This is a genomic window from Ruegeria sp. CDSC081 (assembly GCF_059610485.1).
Genome location: NZ_JBXWNS010000001.1, coordinates 382,494 through 404,518, shown reverse-complemented (window position 1 = coordinate 404,518; position 22,025 = coordinate 382,494). Strand labels below are relative to the sequence as shown.

The following is a 22,025-nucleotide window of genomic DNA, read 5'->3' as shown; positions in this document are numbered from 1 at the left end:
AAATCACATGACTGATCAGGATACAGGCAAAGAACTCTGGGCCATCCGACTTGCCGAAAGAGTATCCGGTTTTCTGGAACGACCCCTGGTCAGAATCGCCATTCCCGTAATTGTCATGCTGGTCGCCCTGACCGTGCTGCATGAACTGTCTGCACATGTGAAATGGTCATCCGTTCAGACGGATGTGGCGAACACCTCTTGGACGCTGTTGTTCATCGCCTTGTGCTGGACCGCTTTTAGCTTTGTTTCCCTGTCTTTATACGACGTCTTTGCAGTCCAGAGCGTTGCCGACGGTGAGGTCCCTTTGCCGGTTGCGGGCATGGCCGGGGCCTGTGGTTATGCGGTGTCAAACTGCCTTGGGTTTTCCTACATCACGGGCACGGCGATCCGGTATCGGATCTACGCATCTTTGGGGCTGGATCTGGGGCGCGTCGCTGGGGTTATTGCGACCTCGTGGATCGCTTTCTGGTCTGGCATGACCTTGCTGTTGGGGGCTTTGCTGACCTTTCATCCCGACGGGATATCGAAGGTTTTGCCAATCAGCGATACGGTCGAGACGGTCATAGGATTGGGCCTTTTGATCGCTCTGGCAACGCTGTTCATCTGGCTGTCGAAAGGCGGGCGCAGGCTGGCCTATGGCGGGGTTGGATTTAACCTTCCCGGCGGCAAACTGGCCGGGTTGCTGACGCTGGCGGCCTTGGGCGATGTGTTTGGTGCGTCGATGGTTTTGTATGTGCTGCTGCCAACAGACCTTGGGATCGGCTACCCCTATTTCTTCACCATCTTTATTGGCGCGATTGCGGTCGGTATCCTCAGCCATGCGCCGGGTGGAATTGGCGCCTTCGAGGCGACTATGATCGCGGGACTTGGCGCGTCAGGCCGGTCGGATGTCATTGCCGCGCTGCTGCTGTACCGCCTGGTCTATACGTTTCTTCCCTTCCTCATCGCCACACTCTCGATCGCTGTGGCATCGGCATTGACCCATCGTCGACATATTACTGGTGCAGCCACTTGGGTTTATCGAGTGATCCGTCCGATCGTGCCCATGGTGGCCGCAGGCGTGGCCGCAGTGGCCGGTGTGATACTTCTGGTCTCCGGCGCGTTGCCTGCAAGCAGCGGTAACCTGGGTGTGCTACGGGATTTCCTGCCCCTGTCCTTTGTCGAAGCGTCCCACCTGGCCGGAAGCGCGGTAGGGGTCTTGCTAATCCTTGTGTCACGGGGGCTGTTTCGCAAGCTTTACCGGGCTTGGGTTGTGGCCATGCTGTTGATGCTAGCCGGTTTTGTCGCTTCGCTGACCAAAGGGCTGGATACGCACGAAGCGCTCAGCATGGTGGGTAGCATCGTTCTGCTGGCCATGTTCCGGGATGCGTTCTATCGGGTTAGCGGCGCGTCGATCTTCAGGTTGAACATACCCTGGCTGGTCAGCGTTCTTGCATTGCTTGCCGTGATCTTTTGGGTGGGTCTGTTTGCTTATTCCCATGTCGAATATCAAAATGCCCTGTGGTGGGAGTTTGCCTGGAACGGCGACGCCTCGCGTTTCCTACGATCCAGCCTTGTGGTTGCGGTCATCCTTGGGGTGGTTGCCGTTAGCTCACTGTTCGGGCGCGAGATTCCTGTTCCAGTCCGCACAGAAATCCCCGAAGTAGTCGAGCGTCTGGTGATGGAAAGCGAAGACACAGAATCCCAGATATCTTTGACCGGGGACAAACAATTCCTGATCGCGCCGGATGAAACCGCTTTTCTGGCCTATGCCGATACCGGCAACGCGCTAGTCACCAAAGGTGAGCCAGTAGGGGATGAAACCGCCGGTAAACAGCTGATATGGCAGCTGCGCGAGATGGCGGACCGTGAGGGTAAACTTTGTGCCTTCTACAGCGTTTCCACCAAATACCTGCCGACCTTTCTAGACCTTGGCCTGTCGATCCTGAAAATTGGCGAAGTAGCGCGGGTGCCGCTGAAAGATTTTTCGCTGGACGGAAAATCCCGCAAGCGGTTCCGTCAGGCCAAGAACCGGGCCGAACGCGAAGGGTATGTTTTCGAGATTATTCCAAAACAGGAACTAACCCTGATCCTGCCCGAGTTGCGCAAGATTTCGGATGACTGGCTGGCACAAAAAGCTGGGGCCGAGAAAGGTTTTGCGCTTGGCGGATTTGATGAAACCTATCTGTCCTATTTCGACCACGCGGTGCTGCGGAATGGCGAAACAGGTGAGATCGTCGCGTTTGCTAACCTGTTTCAGGGCGGGCAAAAATCAGAACTGTCGCTGGATCTGATGCGGTATGAACCAGATAGCCCAAGTTTTGTTATGGACGCGCTGTTTGCCGAGATGATGTCATGGGGGGCCGAGCAGGGGTTCCACTGGTTCTCGCTGGGGGCGGCACCGTTTTCCGGGATCGAAAACCGGCAACTGGCATCGCTGTGGAACCGCATTGGCGGCTTTGTCTATGAACATGGCGAACAGTTTTATCACTTCGAGGGGCTGCGCTCGTTCAAGCAGAAATTCGAACCAGAATGGAGCCCGAACTATTTGGCCAGCCCCGGAGGACTGGCCGCGCCGCGTATTCTGTACGAGGTCAACATTCTGATTTCGGGCGGTTTGCGCGGTCTGACGAAATAGCGCTCAGTTCAGGCTCGCTTGGGTCGGAGCCTGTTGCAGCAGGTCTCCCCAATCGGTGCGATAGGCCATTTCGGCCAGCACGGTTTCCGGCAGGAACTCCTGATTTTGCCGGATTTGCCAACCACCGCCTAAACCTTTGTAGACTGCAACCAGATTGCTCGAAACCTGTTGGCGGGCTTCGATCAGGTTGGCCTGTGATCGCAGCAATGCGGTTTGCGTGTTCAGAACGCGGGAATAGCTGGCGATGCCATCCCGGTATTGGTTCACCGCTATCTCGGCAGCTTTGCGCGATGCGGTGACGCTGTTTTGGTAGAATGTCACCTGTTTGCGTGATTGCGTATAGGCGACCATAGCACTTTCGACCTCGGAATAGGCGGTCAGGACGGTGTTTTGATAGTTGGCGATCAATGCCTGATAAGCTGCGTCCTGGGCGCGGACATTATTCTTGATCCGCCCATAATTCAGCACATTCCAGACCACTCCGGCACTGGCCAGCCCAGTATTGCTGGCGGATGAAAACAGGTCCTGACTGCCCGAGGCCTGCAGGCCGATCGAACCGGACAGGATGAACTGGGGATACAGGTCAGCAATCGCGATCCCAACTTGCGCAGACTGTGTGGCAGCGGCCAGTTCTGCGGCGCGTACATCCGGGCGTCGGCGCAGCAATTCCGCTGGTACTCCAACGGCGACGTTGGATCGGGCCGAAGGGATACGACCGGAATTACCCAGCAACCCGGCCATGCGCGAGGGTGTTGTTCCCAGTAAAACAGCCAAAGCATTCTTGGTCTGCTGAAGATCGCTTTCAATTTCCGGCACCAGCGCCATGGTATTGTTCAGCAGGGCGGTGGCCTCTTGCACATCCAGTTCAGTGGTGACGCCGTTGTTGAAACGCAGCTGGGTCAGATCAACCGAATCCTGCTGCAGTTTGATATTCTCTCGTGCCACGAACAGAGTTTCTTGCAGCGCGCGGAAGCTTACATATAACGCTGCTACATCGCCGGTCAGCGTGACCAGAGCGTCATCGTAATTAGCGACCTGAAGTGCCAGATTGGATCGTGCGGCCTGCACACCCCGGCGTTGCTGCCCCCACACATCCAGTTCCCATTGGGCGTCGAAGCCAACCTGAGAGGTCGAGAATTCGGTATCCAGAGGGATGATCCGATTGATATCGGAAATCGGCCCGATATTATCGCTGATCTGGCGCCGCTCGATCAAACCTCCGATGGCCTGCGATTGGGGGTAAAGCTCACCAAAGGCAATCCCAAGCTGTGCGCGGGCCTGTAATACGCGTGCACCGGCCACCTGTAGCGCCAGGTTCTGGGCATAGGCTTCGGCGATCAACCGGTTCAAAGTGGCGTCGTTGAAGGTCTCCCACCATTTTGCCACAGGGGCACTACGCGAGGTGAGGCCGCTGGAACCGACTGAGGGGTTGTTTACCTCGATCCATTCCTTCACGACCGGAGAGTTCGGTCGCACAAAATCAGGACCGACAGGTGCGCATCCCACCAGCAGCGCGGCACACAGGGCTGTGCCCATCAAACTGCGGTTTAGCCTGGCCCGTGTCATACAGCGTGTCCTTAAATGTCCAGTGGTCGGATGAAGTTTGCGAAGGAATAGAGGCGGATATTGATGCGCCGCAGGAACTCAAAGCTTTTGCCCTGGCCGGTATAGATTGCCACCGCGGCATGTCCACCGGCGGGAAAGACGTGGCCATCTGGAATATCGACCGAAATCTGCACGGCAATATGTCCAGGAATTTTTGGCAGTTCAAATCCGGGCAGGCGGCCTGATGGCAGATATTGACCCTGGCGGGTTGCCCACCAGATTGCCTCGACTTTGCCGGTCAGGATTTCTCCGGGATATAAGTCCAGCGCGACCTCAACCTGTTGCCCGGGTTTCACAAATTTCAGGTTCTGCTGCCGGTAAGTGGCGAGAATATAGGGGTTTTCCTTGGTCACAAAGCTGGCGATTGCGCCCAATCGGATATCACCGACAACCAGACCCGGGCGTGCCTGTTGTGAAACGATCATACCATCTTCGGGCGCGTAGATCGTAGTATTGTCCAGAAAGTACCGGGCCTTTTCCAACTGAGCCTGAGCTTGAACGATTCCGGTATTGACCCCGTCGATCTGCGAATCCAGCGCCAGCTTTGCCTTTTCCAGATTGGCTTCGGCCTCTTTTATCTTGGCCTGATCTTCCGTGACCTGCTCGTTCCAGCGATCCAGCTCATCCTCTCGGGCACCACCCGCAGGGACAAGGTTTTCATACCGTGCCTGCTGGGTCAGTGCATATGCCAGTTGCGCGTTGGCTCGCTCGACGGCTTCACCCGCGACGATCACATCCTGTTCCAGAATTTTGGCGTTCTGCTGGGCTGCAACCAACTGTGCGGATGCCTCTTCGAATTCAAGCGCAAAGACGGTGTCGTCGAACCGATACAGCGGATCCCCTTTCTTCACCTCTGTATTCGGCTCGACCAGAACCTCGGAAAGGATGGTTGGTTCAGTCAGGCGCGGTACGATCTGTATGGTTGAGCGAACCACGTGGCTGTCGATCGAAAATGGCTGGAAGAACCGCAGCGCAACCATAAAGATCAATAACAGATGAGCACCCACCCAGAAGGAAACGATGCCCCAGGCGATACTGAACTTAAGCCATTGTAGTTTGAAGAAGATCAGCCAGACAAAAATGATGTAGAAAAGCGTAATGCCAAGAGCGACAAACATATTGTGGGACTTCCTTTAGCCTTAGCTTTTTTGTGTTTCGTCCGGGTCCAGTGGATCGCGATATTCTTCGGTCAGATCACCGCCTAACCGTTTGATGTCCTTCCGTATCGCATCGCGTTCATCATCAGGCATACGGCGGATATCGACAGTGGCTGCATCGTGGAAAGCCCACATAAAGGCGTGAATCCAGGGAACGACGGCCAGAAACCCCATCCAGCCCATGATCTTGACTGCCTCGGCATGGGGATGGTTGCGTTTGATTGCGATGCGGCCGGGCAGTCCCATTATGAACAGAAACAGCGCCATTACAGCGGCCAGCAGCAGTATAAGTGCTATAAATGTAAGATAGTCATAATAGCCTAGCGGCTGCCCCAGTAGTCCCATTCCGATGCCTCCATGAGGGAAGGTTTATCCATCCTCAGTTGTTGGTGTCCAGTTCGTCAATCAATTTGTAGCTTGTCGGCGGGTCAGCGCAGATACCTGGGCCACATTCCAACAAGGTCGACCCCGCATTCAGCGCGGCCAGCCCTAGCATCACAAAGAACGCGGTTTTGGCCAGCGTACTGCCCCCGAACCGTGGTTGATCGACGGTTGTGTCCTGATATTGACGGTCGAAAAGCAGCATGATTGCCGTGCCCAGCAGGATCAGAAAAAAGCAGATCGCGGCCCATGTGTAGTAGTGATACCCAAAAACAGGCGAACCATAGTGGCCGGTACCCGGTACGATATGCAGCAAGATCTGGCGAACGGAAACGCTGATCCCAAACAGTGCCGCAAGCAACATCAACGCATAATGCTGGGGCCGGGCTCCGTATAGCAGGTTCAGGCCCAAACCAACGCCCACCGCTACGAACCCGACCCGTTGCAATAAGCAAAGCGGGCAGGGCAGTTCGTTCAGCGCCAGCTGGTATCCGAAGGCCAGCACAAGAACGAGGCTGACCGCCAGGGTTCCCAACGCGTTCAGGGTGCGGGAAAGCTCGGGTGTCATTGTGGCCTCCTACAGCTGAATGGTCAGTTGGCTGGTGGCATGAAACTTCAGCCAATAAACACTTAGGGCCATGGTGATGAAGAACACAACATTGGCCGCTTTGGTTTTTCTATAATAATTCAGCCCCATAGTGGCTGTGAGTAACGCAAATAAAAGCGCGATCATGGCCCGGATCTCCCCCTTGCCGTGCACTGATTGCAATATGTTGCGATACTGTCAGGGCCGGTCGCCTATGACAAGAACCACGTTTGGAATTACGCGTTTAATGCGAATCTCCGGTGGTTCGGCAGCTGTATACGACCCGCGTTCCCCATTCCTTGCATTTACGTGCAAGCCCACTTGGAAGAGGTTGATCTGTAAAGAAAACGTCAACTTCGGACATCGAGGCAATACGGGCAGGGGCCGAGCGCTGAAATTTCGAATGATCGGCAACCAGAAAGCTGTGTCTGGCCTGTGCAATGATAGTCTGGCTGACACGGACTTCTTGGAAATCGAAATCCAGAAGATCACCATCGGCGTCCAGTGCGGAACACCCGATTACCGCATAATCGAACTTGAATTGTTCAATCGTTGAATTGGTCAGGTTGCCGATCAGACCACCGTCCGACCGGCGCAGAACACCACCGGCGACGACGATCTGGCAGTTCGTGTTTTCCACCAGGATACGCGCGACATTCATGTTATTTGTTACCACCATAAGATCTTTGTGGTTTAGCAACTGATGCGCTACAGCCTCGGTCGATGTACCGATGTTCAAAAAAAGCGATGCACCATCCGGTATGTTGGCAGCGCAAACCTGTGCGATACGGGTCTTGATTTCAGCATTCAGGGCGCGCCGGTCCTCGTAACCGATATTCGAAACGCCGGATCGCAGGACCGCGCCGCCATGAACCCGGTCCAGCTTGCCCAATTCCGCAAGCTCGGAAAGATCGCGCCGGATCGTTTGGACCGTGACACCAAACTGCAACGCCAGATCCTCGACCATGACGCGACCATTCTGCTTGGCGATTTCTATGATGTCTGACTGGCGGAACGAAAGAGACAAGGGAAGCTCCGGTTATTGGGTTCTTTCGTTTTTGTTCCTTTTTTCGCAATATTGCAACCGGCAGAAATCAAACATCGTTTGGACAACAACAAAAAATCGCTAGTCTTGTTCGTTACGCGAAAAAAAACGAAAATCCACATTGACGAACCGAGTATCGAACGGGTTAATTGCCGCACGTTTTCAGCAAAAGGACTGACCTGCAAATGGCACAGCAGACTGGCCAGGTTACTGACCTATTCATCATCGGTGGCGGTATTAACGGTTGCGGGATCGCGCGTGATGCGGCCGGGCGGGGATTGTCGGTGACATTGGCCGAGATGAACGACTTGGCATCGGCCACGTCCTCGGCCTCGACCAAACTGTTCCACGGCGGCCTACGGTATCTTGAGTACTTTGAATTCCGACTGGTCCGCGAGGCGCTGATCGAGCGTGAGACCTTGCTGCGGGCAATGCCGCATATCAGTTGGCCGATGCGCTTTGTGCTTCCGTACCACGATGGGATGCGCTTTGACTCGGACACGCCGACCTCGCGCCTGCTGAGCATGGTGATGCCCTGGATGCGCGGTCGTCGCCCGGCCTGGCTGATCCGTCTGGGCCTGTTCATGTACGATCACCTTGGAGGGCGGAAAATTCTACCCGGGACCTCTGCGCTGAATTTGCGTTCCGCACCTGAAGGTGTCCCGCTGCAAAACAGGTTCGAAACCGCCTATGAGTATTCCGACTGCTGGATCGAAGATTCCCGTCTGGTTGTTCTGAATGCCCGTGATGCCGAGGCCCGTGGCGCCGATATTCTGGTTCGGACCGAAGTTCTTTCAGCCGAGCGGGTGGATGATGTTTGGCATGTGACGATCCGCGATAACCAAAATGACGAAACCCGTATCGTCTTGGCAAAGATGTTGATCAATGCCGGTGGGCCCTGGGTTGGCGATATCATCCAGGAAAAAATCCACGTGAACTCGCGCGAGGGGGTTCGGTTGGTCCGCGGCAGCCATATCGTAACCCACAGGTTATTCAACCATGACAAATGCTATTTCTTCCAAGGTGAAGACGGACGCATCATCTTTGCCATTCCCTATGAGAGAGATTTCACCCTTATTGGAACAACTGATCAGGATCACCCAGACCCATCGGTTCCTCCAGTCTGTACCGAGTCTGAACAGGAATATCTGTGTGCATTTGCGTCAAAATATTTTGAGCAGCCTGTGACCCGCGAAGACATCGTTTGGACCTATTCCGGTGTGCGCCCTCTGTATGACGATGGGGCCAGCAGCGCAACGGCCGCGACCAGAGACTATACTCTCAAGGTCAATGGGCTTGGCGGCGCTCCGGTTTTGAATGTTTTCGGCGGCAAGATTACGACCTATCGCAGATTGGCCGAAAGTGCGCTTGAGAAAATCGCTGAGTACTTCCCGGATTTGCCCGGTCCATGGACCGCTGGTGTTTCTTTGCCGGGTGGCGATTTCCCCGTTAGCGCAGTGCAAGACCTTATTGCCGGTCTGGAATTCGACTATGCCTTTTTGAATCGCACATGGGCGGAACGGCTGGTGCGCGCCTATGGAACCGAGGCGCGCGCTATTCTGGCCGATGCAAAGACCGCTGAGGATCTGGGGGAAGAGTTCGGGGCGACTCTGACCGAACGCGAAATGGAATGGCTGGTCACCAAGGAATATGTGCGCTGCGCTGAAGATGCCATCTGGCGCAGAAACAAGCTGGGCCTAAGACTTGATGCCGATCAGATCGCTGCCATCCAGCGCTGGATCGAAAAGCGCCTGGCCCATTAAAGAAAAGCCCCGCGTTTTTGGCGGGGCTTTTTTTGATTTATGCGGCTTCTTCCGAAGGGTCGGGGTCGTTCTTTGTCCCTTTGAGCCATTCCCTCAGCCCCTGCATCAGGGCGTAAAGTACCGGCACAAGGATAACGCCAACCAGAGTTGCCGCCAGCATTCCGCCAAAGACGGCGACACCGATGGCCTTCTGGCTAGCCGCACCCGCGCCATTCGCGGCAAGCAACGGTACAACACCCAACAGGAAGGAGAGGGCAGTCATCATCACCGCGCGGAAACGTTGATGGGCGGCTTCGGCTGCAGCATCTTTGATCGAAAGGCCATTGGCACGCTGTTCCATTGCGAATTCAACGATGAGGATACCGTTCTTCGACGCAAGCCCCACCAGCATGATCATCCCGATCTGCGTGTACAGGTTTATGTCGCTGCCCACGATGGCCACCGCCGCAACCGCCCCGAACAGGGCAACAATAACCGATAGAAGAATGGACACCGGCATCGACCAGCTTTCGTATTGCCCCACCAGGAACAAATAAGCGAACAGGACAGCAAGCCCGAGGATAATGATCACAAGGCTGCCGGATGCAAGCTGCTGTTGTGCGGTGCCTGTCCATTCAAACGCGTATCCCGAGGGTAGGGCGTTGGCGGATTCTTCTGTCATCACAGTGATAGCATCGCCACTGGACAGCCCTGGCGCAGGTACAGCTGTAACTGTTGCCGAACGGAACAGGTTATGCCGTTTTAACAGGACTGGCCCCAACACGTTTTCCACGTCGATCAACGTACCCAATGGAACCATATCGCCCTTGGTCGAGCGCACATACAGGTTCGAAATATCTTCGACCTTGTTCCGATAGCTCCCCTCGGCCTGAATCATCACGCGGTAGACGCGGCCAAACAGGTTGAAATCGTTCACATAGTACGAGCCTAGTTGGGCTTGCATCGTCTGGAAAATCTCAGCAACAGACACTTCCAGGGTTTTCGCTTTCTCACGGTCCAGATCGACAAATAGCTGAGGAACATTGGCCCGGAATGTTGTATAGGCCTGACCAATCTCGGGTCGCTGGTTTGCAGCATAGACGAAGGACCCAACGGCCGAGGCCAGATCCTGAGGCGTACCGCCCCCGACTTGCTGAACCTCCATTTCCACACCGGCTGACATGCCGAGGCCCTGAATCGGTGGCGGGTTGAAGGCCACGATCGAAGCTGCGGATTCGCCATTTGCAATCGCCAGAACCTTGCCCAGAATGGCATCGGCAGACAGGTCGGGATCTTGCCGTTCGTCCCAGTTGTCGAGGTTCACAAAAACGGTCGCTCCATTTGTGGTTGTGCCGTTCAGCAGCGAAAACCCGTTGATCAGAACCGTACTGGCGACCCCCGAGATATCGCGGATCTGGTCGTCGACCCGACCTGCGATAGTCTCGGTGCGTTCCAGCGTTGCCGCATCTGGCAACTGGATGTCCACAAAGAGATAGCCGTTGTCTTCAAGCGGAATAAAACCGCTTGATGTGTTCGACATGATCGTCCCTGTACCCATTGCCAGAACAACGATGACGCCCAGTCCGGCGACTGGCAGAATTAACAGTTTGCGCACAATGACAACATAACCGTCACGCAGCGTTCCGATGAAACGCTCAAACAGGGCCAGAATACCTTTGGGCGGACCCGAGCGTGCGCGCAGAACCAATCCGCAAAGCGCCGGAGACAAGGTCAAAGCGTTGATTGACGAAATCACGACCGCAGTCGAGATGGTGACTGCAAACTGAGAATACAGTCGCCCCGAGATGCCAGGCATAAAGGTTACGGGCACAAAAACGGCCAGCAGAACCAGTGTGGTTGCGATGACGGGTCCGGTGATTTGGCCCATTGCTTTCCGTGTCGCCTCAGGCGGGGACAACCCTTCGTCGGCGATAATGCGTTCAACGTTTTCAACCACCACGATGGCATCATCGACCACGATCCCGATGGCCAGTACAAGCGCGAACAAAGAAATTGTGTTCAGGGACATCCCAAACGCCAGCAGGAACGCGAACGTGCCAATCAGCGAAACAGGAATAGCAACCGCCGGAATGATCGTGGCACGCCAACTGCCCAAAAAGACAAATACGACCGAAATCACCAAAACGAACGTCAGCATCAGGGTGGAAACCACGTCGTTCAGAGATTGTTCCACGAAGTCTGTCGTGTTGAAGGGTACCTGATATTCAACATCTGTTGGGAACGAACGCGACAGCCGGTCCAATTCGGCCTGAACACGATCTGAAACAGCCAACGCATTGGCACCGGGGGCTTGATAGATACCGATAACCGTTGCGGGTTCTGCCTGGAAATAACCCGAAGCCGAATAGAACTGCGCTCCAAGTTCGGTTCTGGCAATGTCCCTTATGCGTACGATTGCCCCTGCATCACCAGTACGGATGACAATATTGCCGAATTCAGCGGCCGAGGTCAGCCGGCCCTTGGTCTTGATCGTATATTGAAATGTCTGTCCCTCAGGGACAGGCGGCGAGCCTATCGAACCGGCAGACACTTCGATATTCTGTTCTCGGATAGCGTCTATGACATCACCCGGTGAAATCGACAGGGCGGTCATCTTGTCGGGATCCATCCAGATCCGCATTGCATATTCAAGGTTGGTCAGAACATCGGCTTTACCAACACCCTGTACCCGCGCCAACGCATCTTTCAGGTTGATCGAAGCGTAGTTCGACAAGAATACACTGTCATAGGTGCTTTTGGGTGAGGTCAGCGTGACCAGCATCAGCATATTGGTCGATGCCTTCTGCGTAACGACACCCGACGAAGTCACCTCTGACGGAAGCGAAGACATGGCCTGCGCAACGCGGTTCTGCACGTTGACGGATGCAATGTCGGGATCGGTGCCGACTTCGAAGGTAATATTCAACGAATACGAGCCGTTATCCGAAGAGGTGGACGTCATGTAGATCATGTCATCCACGCCGTTGACCTGCGCCTCGATCGGCGCGGCGACGGTGTTCTCGACCGTTTCGGCATTGGCACCGGTATAGGTGGCGGAAACGCTGACGACCGGTGGCGTAATATCAGGAAACTGGGCGACCGGCAGAACCATATAGCCGATCCCGCCCATGATCGTCAGGACAAGCGAAATAACTAGGGCCAGCTTGGGCCGGCTGATGAACAGGGATGAGAACATCTGTTACTCTCCCGGCTGCTCGGATGCGGTGACAGCATCCACTGCCACACCCGGGCGCACGCGCTGAAGGCCCTCGACGATCACGCTTTCTCCTTCGCGCAGGCCGTCCAGAACAATCACAGCAGTTCCGACATTGTCGCCGGTGGTGATATAGCGCTGTTCGACCATTTGCTTATCGTTAACGACCAGAACGAAATCACCGCGCTGATCACGTGACAAGGCCGCCTGCGGGATCAGAACCTGCAAGGTCGGCTCCAGCGCTTCGATATGAACGCTCAGAAACTGACCATCGAGGATCAGCCGGTCGGCATTTGTGAATTCGGCCCGCATTGCAATCGTTCCAGTTAGCGGGTCGATACGGTTGTCAACGAAAACAATCGAACCTGTTTCGCCCAAGTCCGATCCATTGGGCAGTGTTACATGCACATTCGGGCTTTTGGGGCTTTCGGCCAGCGACGATGCATTCTCGCCATATTGTTCAAGAACCGAGGTAAACTGTTTCTCGTTCAACGAGAAATTCACATACACTGGTGCCTCGCTGACGATATTCACCAATGGTGGGTTGTTCGGGCCGACAACGTCCCCGACGCTGATAGCGACCCGCCCGATACGGCCGGTGAACGGTGCGTGGACCTTAGTATAGCTCAGATCAAGTTCGGCCTGTTGGATCGCGGCTTTCGCGGCTTTGACTTCGGCAATGGCCACAAGTTCGTTGGCACGGGCGATATCCCGTTCGCTTTCCGGAGTGGCATCGCGTTTGTAAAGTTCTTCTTTACGGGCCAGGTCAACTTTGGCGAGCTCAAGATTTGCTTCGGCACGGTCCAGATCGGCATTCCGTGCATCTAGTGTCGCCTGATACAGGTCCGGCTCGATCGTGAACATAAGGTCGCCTTCATTCACCATCGCGCCGTCTTCAACATTCTGACTGTCCAGAAAACCGCTGACCCGGGCGACGATATCGGCCTTGTTCAGCGCCTCAGCTCGACCGATGAAAGTCGCCTCGTCCGTGATTTCTTGTGTGTAGGCCGCTGCGATGGACACTTTGGGCGGTGGGGCGTCACTTTTATCCTGCGCGGCAGCTGGCACCACCAACCCACATAGGGCCAAAGCTGCGGCATACCAAACGGATTTGGCTATGGGGTCATTCGGTCGAAAGCTGAAAAGTGTTGATGCAAGGATCATGGCAGAAGCCCCATTGAAACAAAAACTGGACACAACTCGGGTCGCCGCCAGCGGTCCGAGTCGCCTAAACTCTTTGTGAGGATGGCTGGTTTTGGTAGGTTTCTCAAGCGTGTTAGCCCGTAAGGCAATCGCTTACCCAAGGATATTTTTCTGTAGGGTGGCAGGTTTACGTAAATCGGCCAGGGCTAGTTTCCTGATCTGGCAAGGGCGTTTCCGGCAATCTGGATCAAATGCAAAATGAAAAAGGGGGCCGTTAAGCCCCCTGTATTTTTTTCCCGGTCGGGTGTCTTAGGTGCGGACACCTGCAAAACGGTCCTGCCAGTCTTCGCGCTGTTCGTCGGTGATCTTGGCGAACAGAACATCGGGAACGGCAAAGTCGTGGCCTGCGGGCAGGGCGGACAGGGCCGCCGCAACATCGTCAGGCCAGGCGGTATCCAGCGTGTTCATCGCGCTCAGCATACGGGCGCTGGTTTCGGGAATGAACGGCGCACTGAGCACGGCATAGAGCCGGATCAAGTTCAGACCCAGACGCACCTGTACCGCGGCCTGTTCGGGATCTTCCTTGAAGGTCGACCAGGGTGCCGCGGATTGAAGATACTCGTTCCCGGCAACCCAGATGGCGCGCAATTCCTGGGCGGATTTGCGAACTTCCATCGCCTCCATGAACCCTTCATAGGCGCGGACGCGGCGGGTCAGCTCCTCGATCAGGGCCTGCTCGCGGTCGCCATAGGTGCCGCCTTGGGGCACCGCCTCGCCGAATTTTGAGCGGCAGAACTTGGTGATCCGGCTGACGAAGTTGCCCAACACATCGGCCAAGTCCTTGTTCACCGATTGCTGGAAGTTCTCCCAGGTGAATTCGCTATCGCTGCTTTCAGGCGCATGGCTCAGCAGCCACCAGCGCCAGTAATCGGCGGGCAAGATGTCCAGTGCCTGATCCATGAATACGCCGCGACCTTGGCTGGTCGAGAACTGGCCGCCGTCATAGTTCAGGTAGTTGAAGGATTTCAGATGGTCGACCATCTTCCACGGCTCTCCCGAACCTAGAATGGTCGCCGGGAAGGACAGGGTATGGAAAGGCACGTTGTCCTTACCCATGAATTGAACATAGCGCACGTCATCGGCACCTTTGTCAGTGCGCCACCAGCGCTCCCACTCGGCATCCGGCTTGCCGGTCGCATCAGCCCACTCCTTGGCGCAGGCGATGTATTCGATCGGCGCGTCGAACCAGACGTAAAAGACCTTGCCCTCCATGCCGGGCCAGTCCTGATCGCCCTTCTTGACCGGCACGCCCCAGTCCAGATCGCGGGTAATGCCACGGTCTTGCAGGCCGTCGCCGTCATGTAACCATTTCTTGGCGATCGAGGTGGTCAGGATCGGCCAATCGGTCTTGGAGTCGATCCAGGCGTTTAGTTGATCCTTCATTGATGACTGGCGCAAATACAGGTGCTTGGTTTCGCGCACCTCAAGGTCGGTCGAACCGGAAATGGCCGAGCGCGGCTCGATCAGGTCGGTCGGATCCAGTTGCTTGGTGCAGTTTTCGCACTGGTCGCCACGTGCACGGTCGTACCCGCAGTTGGGGCAGGTGCCTTCAATATAGCGGTCAGGAAGAAAGCGCCCATCGGCGTGGGAATAGACTTGTTTCTCGCTCACTTCGCGGATCAACCCGGCGTCATCCAATTTGCCTGCGAAATGCTGGGTCAGCGCCTTGTTCTGGGGGCTGGATGAGCGGCCAAAGTGATCAAAGCTCAGGCCAAAGCGCTGTGCGATATCGGCCTGCACGCCATGCATCTCGGCACAGTATTCGGCGACCGGCTTGCCTGCCTTGGCGGCGGCCAGCTCGGCGGGGGTGCCGTGTTCGTCGGTGGCGCAGAGAAACATGACCTCATTCCCCCGGCCGCGCTGATACCGCGCATACAGGTCGGCGGGCAGTTGCGAGCCGATCAGATTGCCGAGGTGCTTGATCCCGTTGATGTAGGGGATCGCCGAGGTGATGAGAATCCGAGCCATGTTCCGTTTCCGCGTATGTAACTGCAGGCCCGTCTATCTTATGTCACAGCCCAGCAAAAGCCCGGCTTTTGCACGGATGCAACTTTCCGGCCCCATGCACGGAAAAATCCCCAAAGAACGGGTTTCCCGACTGCCGCTGTGTCACCGTGTCAATTACCCATAGGTTGAAATATAGAATCACAACCTCTTGAAACTTTGTCATGACTCCCCATATTTACTGCATACCATCGTATACAATAACGGAGACGGCCCACTGATGTTCAGTTTTCTACTCGAGGGTGCATTTGTGCCCTTTACCATCGCGATTGCTCTGTTGTTTGGCCTTTTGGGGCTGGAACTGGTGGCGCTGATGCTGGGTGGAAGCCTGATGGCGGGTGAGGGCGACGTTGACCTTGATCTGGTTGACGCTCCGGAATTGGATATCGGTGATTTCGAGCTTGATCTGGACGCGGATGTCGATCTGGGTGAGTTCGAGCTGGCCGAGGTTGCGGCGGAAACGCCGGTTGTGACCTCGGACGGTCCTGCAAGCTGGCTGGGCTTTGGCAAAGTGCCGTTCATGATCTGGCTGGTGGTTCTGCTGGCTGGTTTCGGCCTGTCTGGCATCGGCTTGCAGCTGGGCCTGCGTGATGTGATGGGCTTTGATCTGCCCTCATGGATGGCTGCGATCCCGGCTGGGGCCTTAGGCATCTGGTTTGCGCGTGGCTTTAGCGCGGTCTTTGCCCGCCTGCTGCCGAAAACCGAGACCGAGGCTATGTCCGAACGGATGCTGGCCCGCCGTCGCGGTTTCATCTCGCAAGGGACAGCATCGCGTGGCCGCCCGGCCGAAGTGCGGGTCATGGATCGCTTTGGCAATGCGCATTACCTGCGCGCTGAGCCCCTGCAGGACAAGGATACGCTGGAACAAGGCACTGAAGTGCTTGTCCTGCGCGACCGACGGCAAGACCGGTTCGTTCTGGTCGGCTTGTCAAACTAACTAAATATCAAACCCCAATCTCGGAGGAATTTGCATGGAACTTACATTCCTAGCCGTCACAGTTGTGACCATTTTAGCGGTCGTTATGTTCATCGGCCTTGTACTGGCCCGACTCTACCGCCGCGCAACCCGCGAGGTGAGCCTGGTGAAAACCGGTGCTGGTGGTAAGAAAGTCATCATGGATGGTGGCGTCATCGTCGTGCCGCTTTTGCACGAGGTCAGCCCCGTCAACATGAAGACCCTGCGTCTTGAGGTGCAGCGCAGCGCCGAGGCCGCTTTGATCACCAAAGACCGGATGCGTGTTGACGTGGGGGTCGAGTTCTATGTCTCGGTCATGGCCACGGAAGAGGGCATCGCACGCGCGGCCCAAACCCTGGGCGCCCGTACATTCGATGTCGAACAGCTGCGTGAGATGATCGAAGGCAAGCTGATCGACGGTCTGCGTGCCGTGGCTGCGCAGATGACCATGGACGGTCTGCATGAAAACCGCGCTGACTTTGTGCAAGAGGTGCAGAATGCGGTGTCCGAAGACCTTCTGAAAAACGGCCTGTCGCTGGAATCGGTCTCGCTGACCGCGCTGGATCAGACACCGTTCGAAGCGCTGGATGAAAACAACGCCTTTAACGCCGTGGGTATGCGCAAGCTGGCCGAGGTGATTGCGACCTCGAAAAAAGAGCGCGCGCAGATTGATGCGGATGCCGAGGTGGAAGTGCGCCGTGCAGCGATGGAAGCTCAGCGTCAGAAGCTGTTGATCGACAAGGACGAAGAGCAGGCCCGCATCGAACAGACGCAACAGATCGAAACCCTGCGCGTGGCGCAAGAGGCCGAGATCGCCGCGCGGACCGAGGATTCTGTACGTGAAACCGAGCGTGCCCGGATTGCGCGCGAGGAAGCAATTCGAGCGGCTGACATTGAACGCGAGCGTAAAATCCGTGAGGCCGAGATCTCGAAAGAGCGTGAGTTGGAGGTTGCCGAGCAAGAGCGTCAGATCATCATCGCGCAGAAATCCGAAGAGGAAAGCCGCGCCCGTGCCTCTGCCGATCTGGCCCGCGCTGAGGCGACCAAAGCGACCGAAGCGGTGGTTACCGCCCGTCAGGTGGCCGAGGCCGAGCGACAGAAGCAGATCGTTCTGATCGAAGCGACGCGTGAGGCGGAACGTCAGGCCACAGCCATCCGTCTGGCCGCCCAGGCCGAGAAAGAGGCCGCCGCTGACCGTGCTGAGGCGCGCCGCGAAGAGGCGCAAGCCGAAGCGGATGCGCTGAACATTCGGGCCGAGGCCAAGAAGAACGACATGCTGGCCGAAGCGGAAGGTAAGCGCGCGATTGTCGAGGCTGACAATGCCCTGTCCGTCGATCAAATCCGTCTGAAGGTTGATCTGGCCCGGATTGAGGCGATGCCGACGATCATTGCGGAAATGGTCAAGCCCGCCGAAAAGATCGACTCGATCAAGATCCATCAGGTCGGCGGGATTGGAGCAACCGGTGGTGGTGGAGCCGCGAGTGGTGACAAGCCTGTTGTGAATCAGGCGCTGGATTCGATCATGGGCATGGCCGTTCAGATGCCCGCGTTGAAAAAGCTGGGCGAAGAGCTGGGCCTGTCGATGGAAAACGGGGTCGGGGGCATCGTCAACGGCGCGCTAGAGCCCACTGTTAAACCAGCAGATGAGGCCGAAGTGGTTGATCAGAAACCTCGAACCGAACACTAAAAGAATGGGCCGGGAATTTCCCGGCCCTTTTTACTGCTTCTCGCGCGAACGTTTCAACAGGCGCCCGATAGTAAAAGAAGTTCGTGGCGAATAGACATAGTTGGTGCGCTCTTCGGGGGTCGGACGTGAGCGCATCCGCGCCAGTCCAAAGATGATCAGGAAGACGTGGCCAAGTGCCACAAATGCGAAAAGCGCGCCGGGTCCGAAGGACTGAATAAGTGTGGATGACAGATAGGGAGACGCAATCGCTCCGAGCGCATACCAGAACATCAGGGCGGCCGACAGCTCGACCCTTTGTTCGGTTGTCGCAAAGTCGTTGGCATGCGCGGACGAGACCGAGAATATTGGGAAGGTCGTAAAGCCGAACAAACTTGCAGACAACATAACACCAACGGTACCGGTGTTACTGGCGGCCATGGTTACGCCACAGCTTAGGACTGCGGCAACAGAAAGCCAGATCAAAACCCAGCGCCTGTCATATTTGTCTGCTAGCCATCCCATAGGATATTGAGCCAGCGCGCCGCCCAGGACAAAGGAAGCCAGGAAGAACGCGATCTGATCGACGCCAAGCCCCACTTCTTGCCCGTAAACAGGACCAACCATCCGAAAGGACGCGGAACTCAACGCGGCAACAATCACGCCGGCCACCGCCAGCGGAGAGCTATTCCATGCCAGTTGGGGGCGCAGGCGCGGGGCGTCTGGTGTTTCTGGTTGGCTAGCGCGTGTCAGTGTCAGTGGTAAAAGGGCAGCGCAGCACAGGATCGCCAGCAAATTATACGAGACATATGATGCTGGCGGCAGAACTGCGATGATCAGCTGGGCGCAGAGGGACGCGCCCATATCGACGATGCGATAGGTGCCCATGGCGCGCCCGCGCGTCTCATTCGTGACCTTTGCGTTCAGCCAGGCCTCGATCACTGTGTAGCACCCGGCGACACAGGCGCCTGACGCGATCCGAAGCATCGCCCAGATATAGGGGTCGTCGGTCAGTGTGTGCCCCAGCAACCCCATTGCGCCCAAAGCTGTGCAAACGGCAAATGCCCGCGAATGGCCGACGCTTCCCATCAGGCGCGGGGCCCACCAGCATCCGACAAAGAAGCCAATGAAATGGGCCGAGCCCAACAGGCCAATCTGCCCGGTGGTGAAATTCAGGGTCAGGCCGGAAATCGCATCCAGCGGGCCAACGCCACCGGTGGACAGTTGAAGCAGAATGACGGAAAGAAATAGGGCGGCAAAGGAAATGATCGTGCGCATGATGGGCTCAGATTGCGATATTTCCAGCGCGGTGCGCGCGGCTTATCGACTTTGTGGCGTCGTTTTTGATCTATCCAGTCTTTTTGATCTTGGCCCGGATATCAAGGCCAACAGTTTCCTTTACGAGGTCGGAATAACCCGAGGCGCCAAATTCGTGACGGTTCAGTGAACCGCTGAGTTGGATGGAGAGGTTATTCAAGTTGTCTCGGGCGCTGCCGGGCGGGCGAAATATATTGGCGCGCAATGTGATTGGTCGCGTTACGCCACGCAAGGTCAGATCTCCTGTGATCTCGGCCCCGTTCGAGATACGCCCACCGTTGCCAAGCTGAATATCGGTCGAGGTGAAATTAATTGTGGGAAATCCTGTGGCGTCCAGAACCCCAGCGCTGAGCATCGGTTTGCGGGCGAAGGGCAGGTTGGTGCGCGCCTTGGCGACGTTTAGCGAGACATCCACCCGGCTGTTGGCCAGGTCGGTCATGTCAATTCGGATATCTGCAGATTGTATCGGCATGGTTCCGGACTGTGTGATGCCGGACAGCTCGAACGTAAAATCTACGGAAGTGCCATTGCGGACCAGTTCATAGGGACGCAACCCGGCCAGAGCCGGGTGCGCAAATGGAAGGGCGGTCAACCCGGACAGTACAGCGCGCCTTGTCAGTTGGGTCATATCATGACCTCCTGCCTGCGGGGCCGCGATCGCCTTAGCAACATCAGCAGGATAGCGATGTTCAGCCCGTTCCAGAGGATGCCATTGATAAAGGCCAGTTGATAATTTCCGGTTAAGTCGTAAATCCAGCCGGACATCCATCCGCCCAGTGCCATGCCCATGATGGTCATCATCATGACAAAGCCAACGCGTGCTCCGGCCTCTTGCGGGGGCATATATTCACGTACGACCAGCGCATAGCTGGGGACAATGCCGCCCTGCGCCAGACCGAACATGAGGCTGACAATGTAAAGTGAGGCCATCCCGTCATAGGGAAGGAACAGAAATAGGGCGATACATTGCAGGAAAGAGCCGACCAGCAATGTCATCAACCCGCCCAGCTTGTCGGCGACCAACCCCGAGATCACTCGGCTGACCACGCCGCCCAGCAACATCAGCGAGAGCATCTCCGCCCCGACCGCCGGGCCATATCCGAGCCCGACGCAGTAGGACACGATATGGACCTGCGGCATCGACATGGCCACGCAACAGCCGATTCCGGCCAGACCAAGAACGTATTGCAAGCTGCGCGGCGATATTCCCACGCTGCGCGCGTTGATCTGGGCATTGGCGGCGGCGGTCTGATGGGCCTCAATCGGGACTTGCCGGCGCAGCAGCAGAGACAGGGGGATGACAACGAGCAGCGTTATGACCGCCAGCGTCAGATAGACCTGCTGCCATCCTTCACGTGCAAGGATGCCTGACAGAAGCGTTGGCCAGATCGCCCCGGACAGGTAGTTTCCGCTGGCAACCAACGCCACCGCAATCCCGCGGCGTTTCATGAACCAGTGTGAGATGTCCGCGATCAGAGGGCCAAAACCAACAGCCGTGCCCAACCCCAACAGCAGATGGGCCAGTGACAAGAGCAGCATATTCGGCGCCCATGTTGCCAACAGATAGCTGACCGCGCTCAGAAGGGCGGCACCGATCAGTGCCTTGGTCACGCCCAACCGATCAACCAGTTGCCCCAGCCACATGTTCCCCAGTGCAAACCCGATCATCGACAAGACATAGGGAAATGAGGCTTCGGCCCGACCGGCGCTGAATTGCGCCTCGATCGCGGGCATCACGACGATTACCGCCCACATGCCCACATTCGCCACCGTAGCGATTGCGAGGGTGATCAGAAGGCGAAGCCAAGAATAGCGGCTGTCATGGATTGGATGGCTCATACCGGAACGCTAGGGTTGGATGTGGCACTTGGCTAGTCACAAGTGCCGTGAGCCGCGTAACTTATTCCCCCCAATACACATCTTGGGCCTTGATCCGCGTCAGGTTCAGCCCGGCATGCGTCTTGGTCTGGGTGGCCTGCCAGCTGACCGGGGGCAGGGCGCGGGCGCGACGGCGGGTCAGGGTCCAGCAGGGAACCCCGGCGTGATGATCCGCAGCCATGTGCCAGCGGGTTTCAACCCCCTGTGCGCCGCCATCGCCAGGGGTCAGTAACAGGCCCAGCGGGGCTGGCCCCATCGTGCCGCCTTGTTCCGCGGCCAGATGCATCCGTCGGACCGGCGTCAGGCCGGGTGCCTCGGGCAGATCGCAGATCACCAGTGGGGTTGCCCCGCTGCGCAGCGCTTCTTCCATGCACCACAGCAGGTCCTCGGCATGGTTGGGGCGGGCAAACAGGAACCGAGCAGGATCGGCAAAGGCCATCATCCCGCCTGGGTGCAACTGGCTTGCCTCCCACGCGGGGGAAATCCACAACACCGGCCCCTGTGCCTGACCGGCCAGCCACATGGCAAAGCTGCGCCGGGCGGGGCCGCAGGCCTCGTGCACGCGGGCCAGTTGCAGGGTGATCTGCGGATGGAGCTGCAGCCCCGCCATTTGTCGTGCAGGCTTGCGGCCAAGAAGATGTGTGGACATGCTATTACT

17 protein-coding genes are annotated in these 22,025 nt (G+C 56.8%); 4 read left to right on the top strand and 13 right to left on the bottom strand.

The features are described 5' to 3' along the window. Window positions 1-7: 7 nt before the first annotated feature. Complete coding sequence (gene mprF, locus AC2FH9_RS02020) at window positions 8-2,617, top strand: bifunctional lysylphosphatidylglycerol flippase/synthetase MprF (protein ID WP_496870581.1); 2,610 nt, start codon at window positions 8-10, stop codon at window positions 2,615-2,617. A 3-nt stretch (window positions 2,618-2,620) separates the two neighbouring features. Here the strand turns inward: mprF and AC2FH9_RS02015 are convergent, their stop codons facing one another. The 6 genes from AC2FH9_RS02015 to AC2FH9_RS01990 all read right to left on the bottom strand — a co-directional run bounded on the left by AC2FH9_RS02015 (window position 2,621) and on the right by AC2FH9_RS01990 (window position 7,373). After that, window positions 2,621-4,183: an efflux transporter outer membrane subunit gene (locus AC2FH9_RS02015; RefSeq protein WP_496870579.1), complete on the bottom strand. Its 1,563-nt coding sequence runs from the start codon at window positions 4,181-4,183 to the stop codon at window positions 2,621-2,623. Between the two features lie 11 nt (window positions 4,184-4,194). Beyond that, on the bottom strand, window positions 4,195-5,340 hold the full coding sequence (locus AC2FH9_RS02010; protein ID WP_142634305.1) for an HlyD family secretion protein: 1,146 nt from the start codon (window positions 5,338-5,340) through the stop codon (window positions 4,195-4,197). Between the two features lie 21 nt (window positions 5,341-5,361). After that, complete coding sequence (locus tag AC2FH9_RS02005; protein ID WP_142634304.1) at window positions 5,362-5,724, bottom strand: DUF3302 domain-containing protein; 363 nt, start codon at window positions 5,722-5,724, stop codon at window positions 5,362-5,364. A gap of 34 nt (window positions 5,725-5,758) precedes the next feature. After that, window positions 5,759-6,328: a disulfide bond formation protein B gene (locus AC2FH9_RS02000; protein ID WP_496749077.1), complete on the bottom strand. Its 570-nt coding sequence runs from the start codon at window positions 6,326-6,328 to the stop codon at window positions 5,759-5,761. A gap of 9 nt (window positions 6,329-6,337) precedes the next feature. Continuing rightward, on the bottom strand, window positions 6,338-6,493 hold the full coding sequence (locus tag AC2FH9_RS01995; RefSeq protein WP_271946630.1) for a DUF5993 family protein: 156 nt from the start codon (window positions 6,491-6,493) through the stop codon (window positions 6,338-6,340). 97 nt (window positions 6,494-6,590) lie between these two features. Further along, complete coding sequence (locus tag AC2FH9_RS01990) at window positions 6,591-7,373, bottom strand: DeoR/GlpR family DNA-binding transcription regulator (RefSeq protein WP_496695160.1); 783 nt, start codon at window positions 7,371-7,373, stop codon at window positions 6,591-6,593. Window positions 7,374-7,576: 203 nt separating this feature from the next. On the opposite strand from AC2FH9_RS01990, the gene glpD reads away from it, so the two are divergent. Beyond that, window positions 7,577-9,154, top strand: a complete 1,578-nt coding sequence (glpD, locus tag AC2FH9_RS01985; RefSeq protein WP_496870576.1) for a glycerol-3-phosphate dehydrogenase — start codon at window positions 7,577-7,579, stop codon at window positions 9,152-9,154. Between the two features lie 37 nt (window positions 9,155-9,191). Here the strand turns inward: glpD and AC2FH9_RS01980 are convergent, their stop codons facing one another. The 3 genes from AC2FH9_RS01980 to metG form a co-directional block, all read right to left on the bottom strand. Next, on the bottom strand, window positions 9,192-12,329 hold the full coding sequence (locus tag AC2FH9_RS01980; protein WP_496690692.1) for an efflux RND transporter permease subunit: 3,138 nt from the start codon (window positions 12,327-12,329) through the stop codon (window positions 9,192-9,194). Window positions 12,330-12,332: 3 nt separating this feature from the next. Beyond that, on the bottom strand, window positions 12,333-13,511 hold the full coding sequence (locus tag AC2FH9_RS01975; RefSeq protein WP_281972227.1) for an efflux RND transporter periplasmic adaptor subunit: 1,179 nt from the start codon (window positions 13,509-13,511) through the stop codon (window positions 12,333-12,335). Between the two features lie 288 nt (window positions 13,512-13,799). Beyond that, the gene (gene metG / locus AC2FH9_RS01970; protein WP_496870574.1) at window positions 13,800-15,518 is read right to left on the bottom strand and encodes a methionine--tRNA ligase; all 1,719 of its coding nucleotides are present in this window, start codon (window positions 15,516-15,518) and stop codon (window positions 13,800-13,802) included. 256 nt (window positions 15,519-15,774) lie between these two features. Here metG and AC2FH9_RS01965 point away from each other — a divergent pair, with 256 nt between their 5' ends. Together AC2FH9_RS01965 and AC2FH9_RS01960 are read left to right on the top strand one after the other, a co-directional pair. Beyond that, window positions 15,775-16,491 (top strand): OB-fold-containig protein, encoded by a 717-nt coding sequence (locus AC2FH9_RS01965; RefSeq protein WP_271946644.1) that lies wholly within the window; start codon window positions 15,775-15,777, stop codon window positions 16,489-16,491. 34 nt (window positions 16,492-16,525) lie between these two features. After that, a complete protein-coding gene (locus AC2FH9_RS01960; RefSeq protein WP_496870572.1) occupies window positions 16,526-18,196 on the top strand; it encodes a flotillin family protein in 1,671 nt (556 codons plus the stop codon). Between the two features lie 30 nt (window positions 18,197-18,226). On the opposite strand, the gene AC2FH9_RS01955 is transcribed toward AC2FH9_RS01960, so the two are convergent. The 4 genes from AC2FH9_RS01955 to AC2FH9_RS01940 form a co-directional block, all read right to left on the bottom strand. After that, window positions 18,227-19,450, bottom strand: a complete 1,224-nt coding sequence (locus AC2FH9_RS01955) for an MFS transporter (RefSeq protein ID WP_496870570.1) — start codon at window positions 19,448-19,450, stop codon at window positions 18,227-18,229. A gap of 70 nt (window positions 19,451-19,520) precedes the next feature. Next, window positions 19,521-20,117, bottom strand: a complete 597-nt coding sequence (locus AC2FH9_RS01950; RefSeq protein ID WP_496749071.1) for a YceI family protein — start codon at window positions 20,115-20,117, stop codon at window positions 19,521-19,523. Further along, a complete protein-coding gene (locus AC2FH9_RS01945; protein WP_496749070.1) occupies window positions 20,114-21,328 on the bottom strand; it encodes an MFS transporter in 1,215 nt (404 codons plus the stop codon). Before AC2FH9_RS01945 ends, AC2FH9_RS01950 begins: the two co-directional genes overlap by 4 nt. 61 nt (window positions 21,329-21,389) lie before the next feature. Further along, the gene (locus AC2FH9_RS01940) at window positions 21,390-22,016 is read right to left on the bottom strand and encodes an ImuA family protein (RefSeq protein WP_496704785.1); all 627 of its coding nucleotides are present in this window, start codon (window positions 22,014-22,016) and stop codon (window positions 21,390-21,392) included. Between the last annotated feature and the right edge of the window lie 9 nt (window positions 22,017-22,025).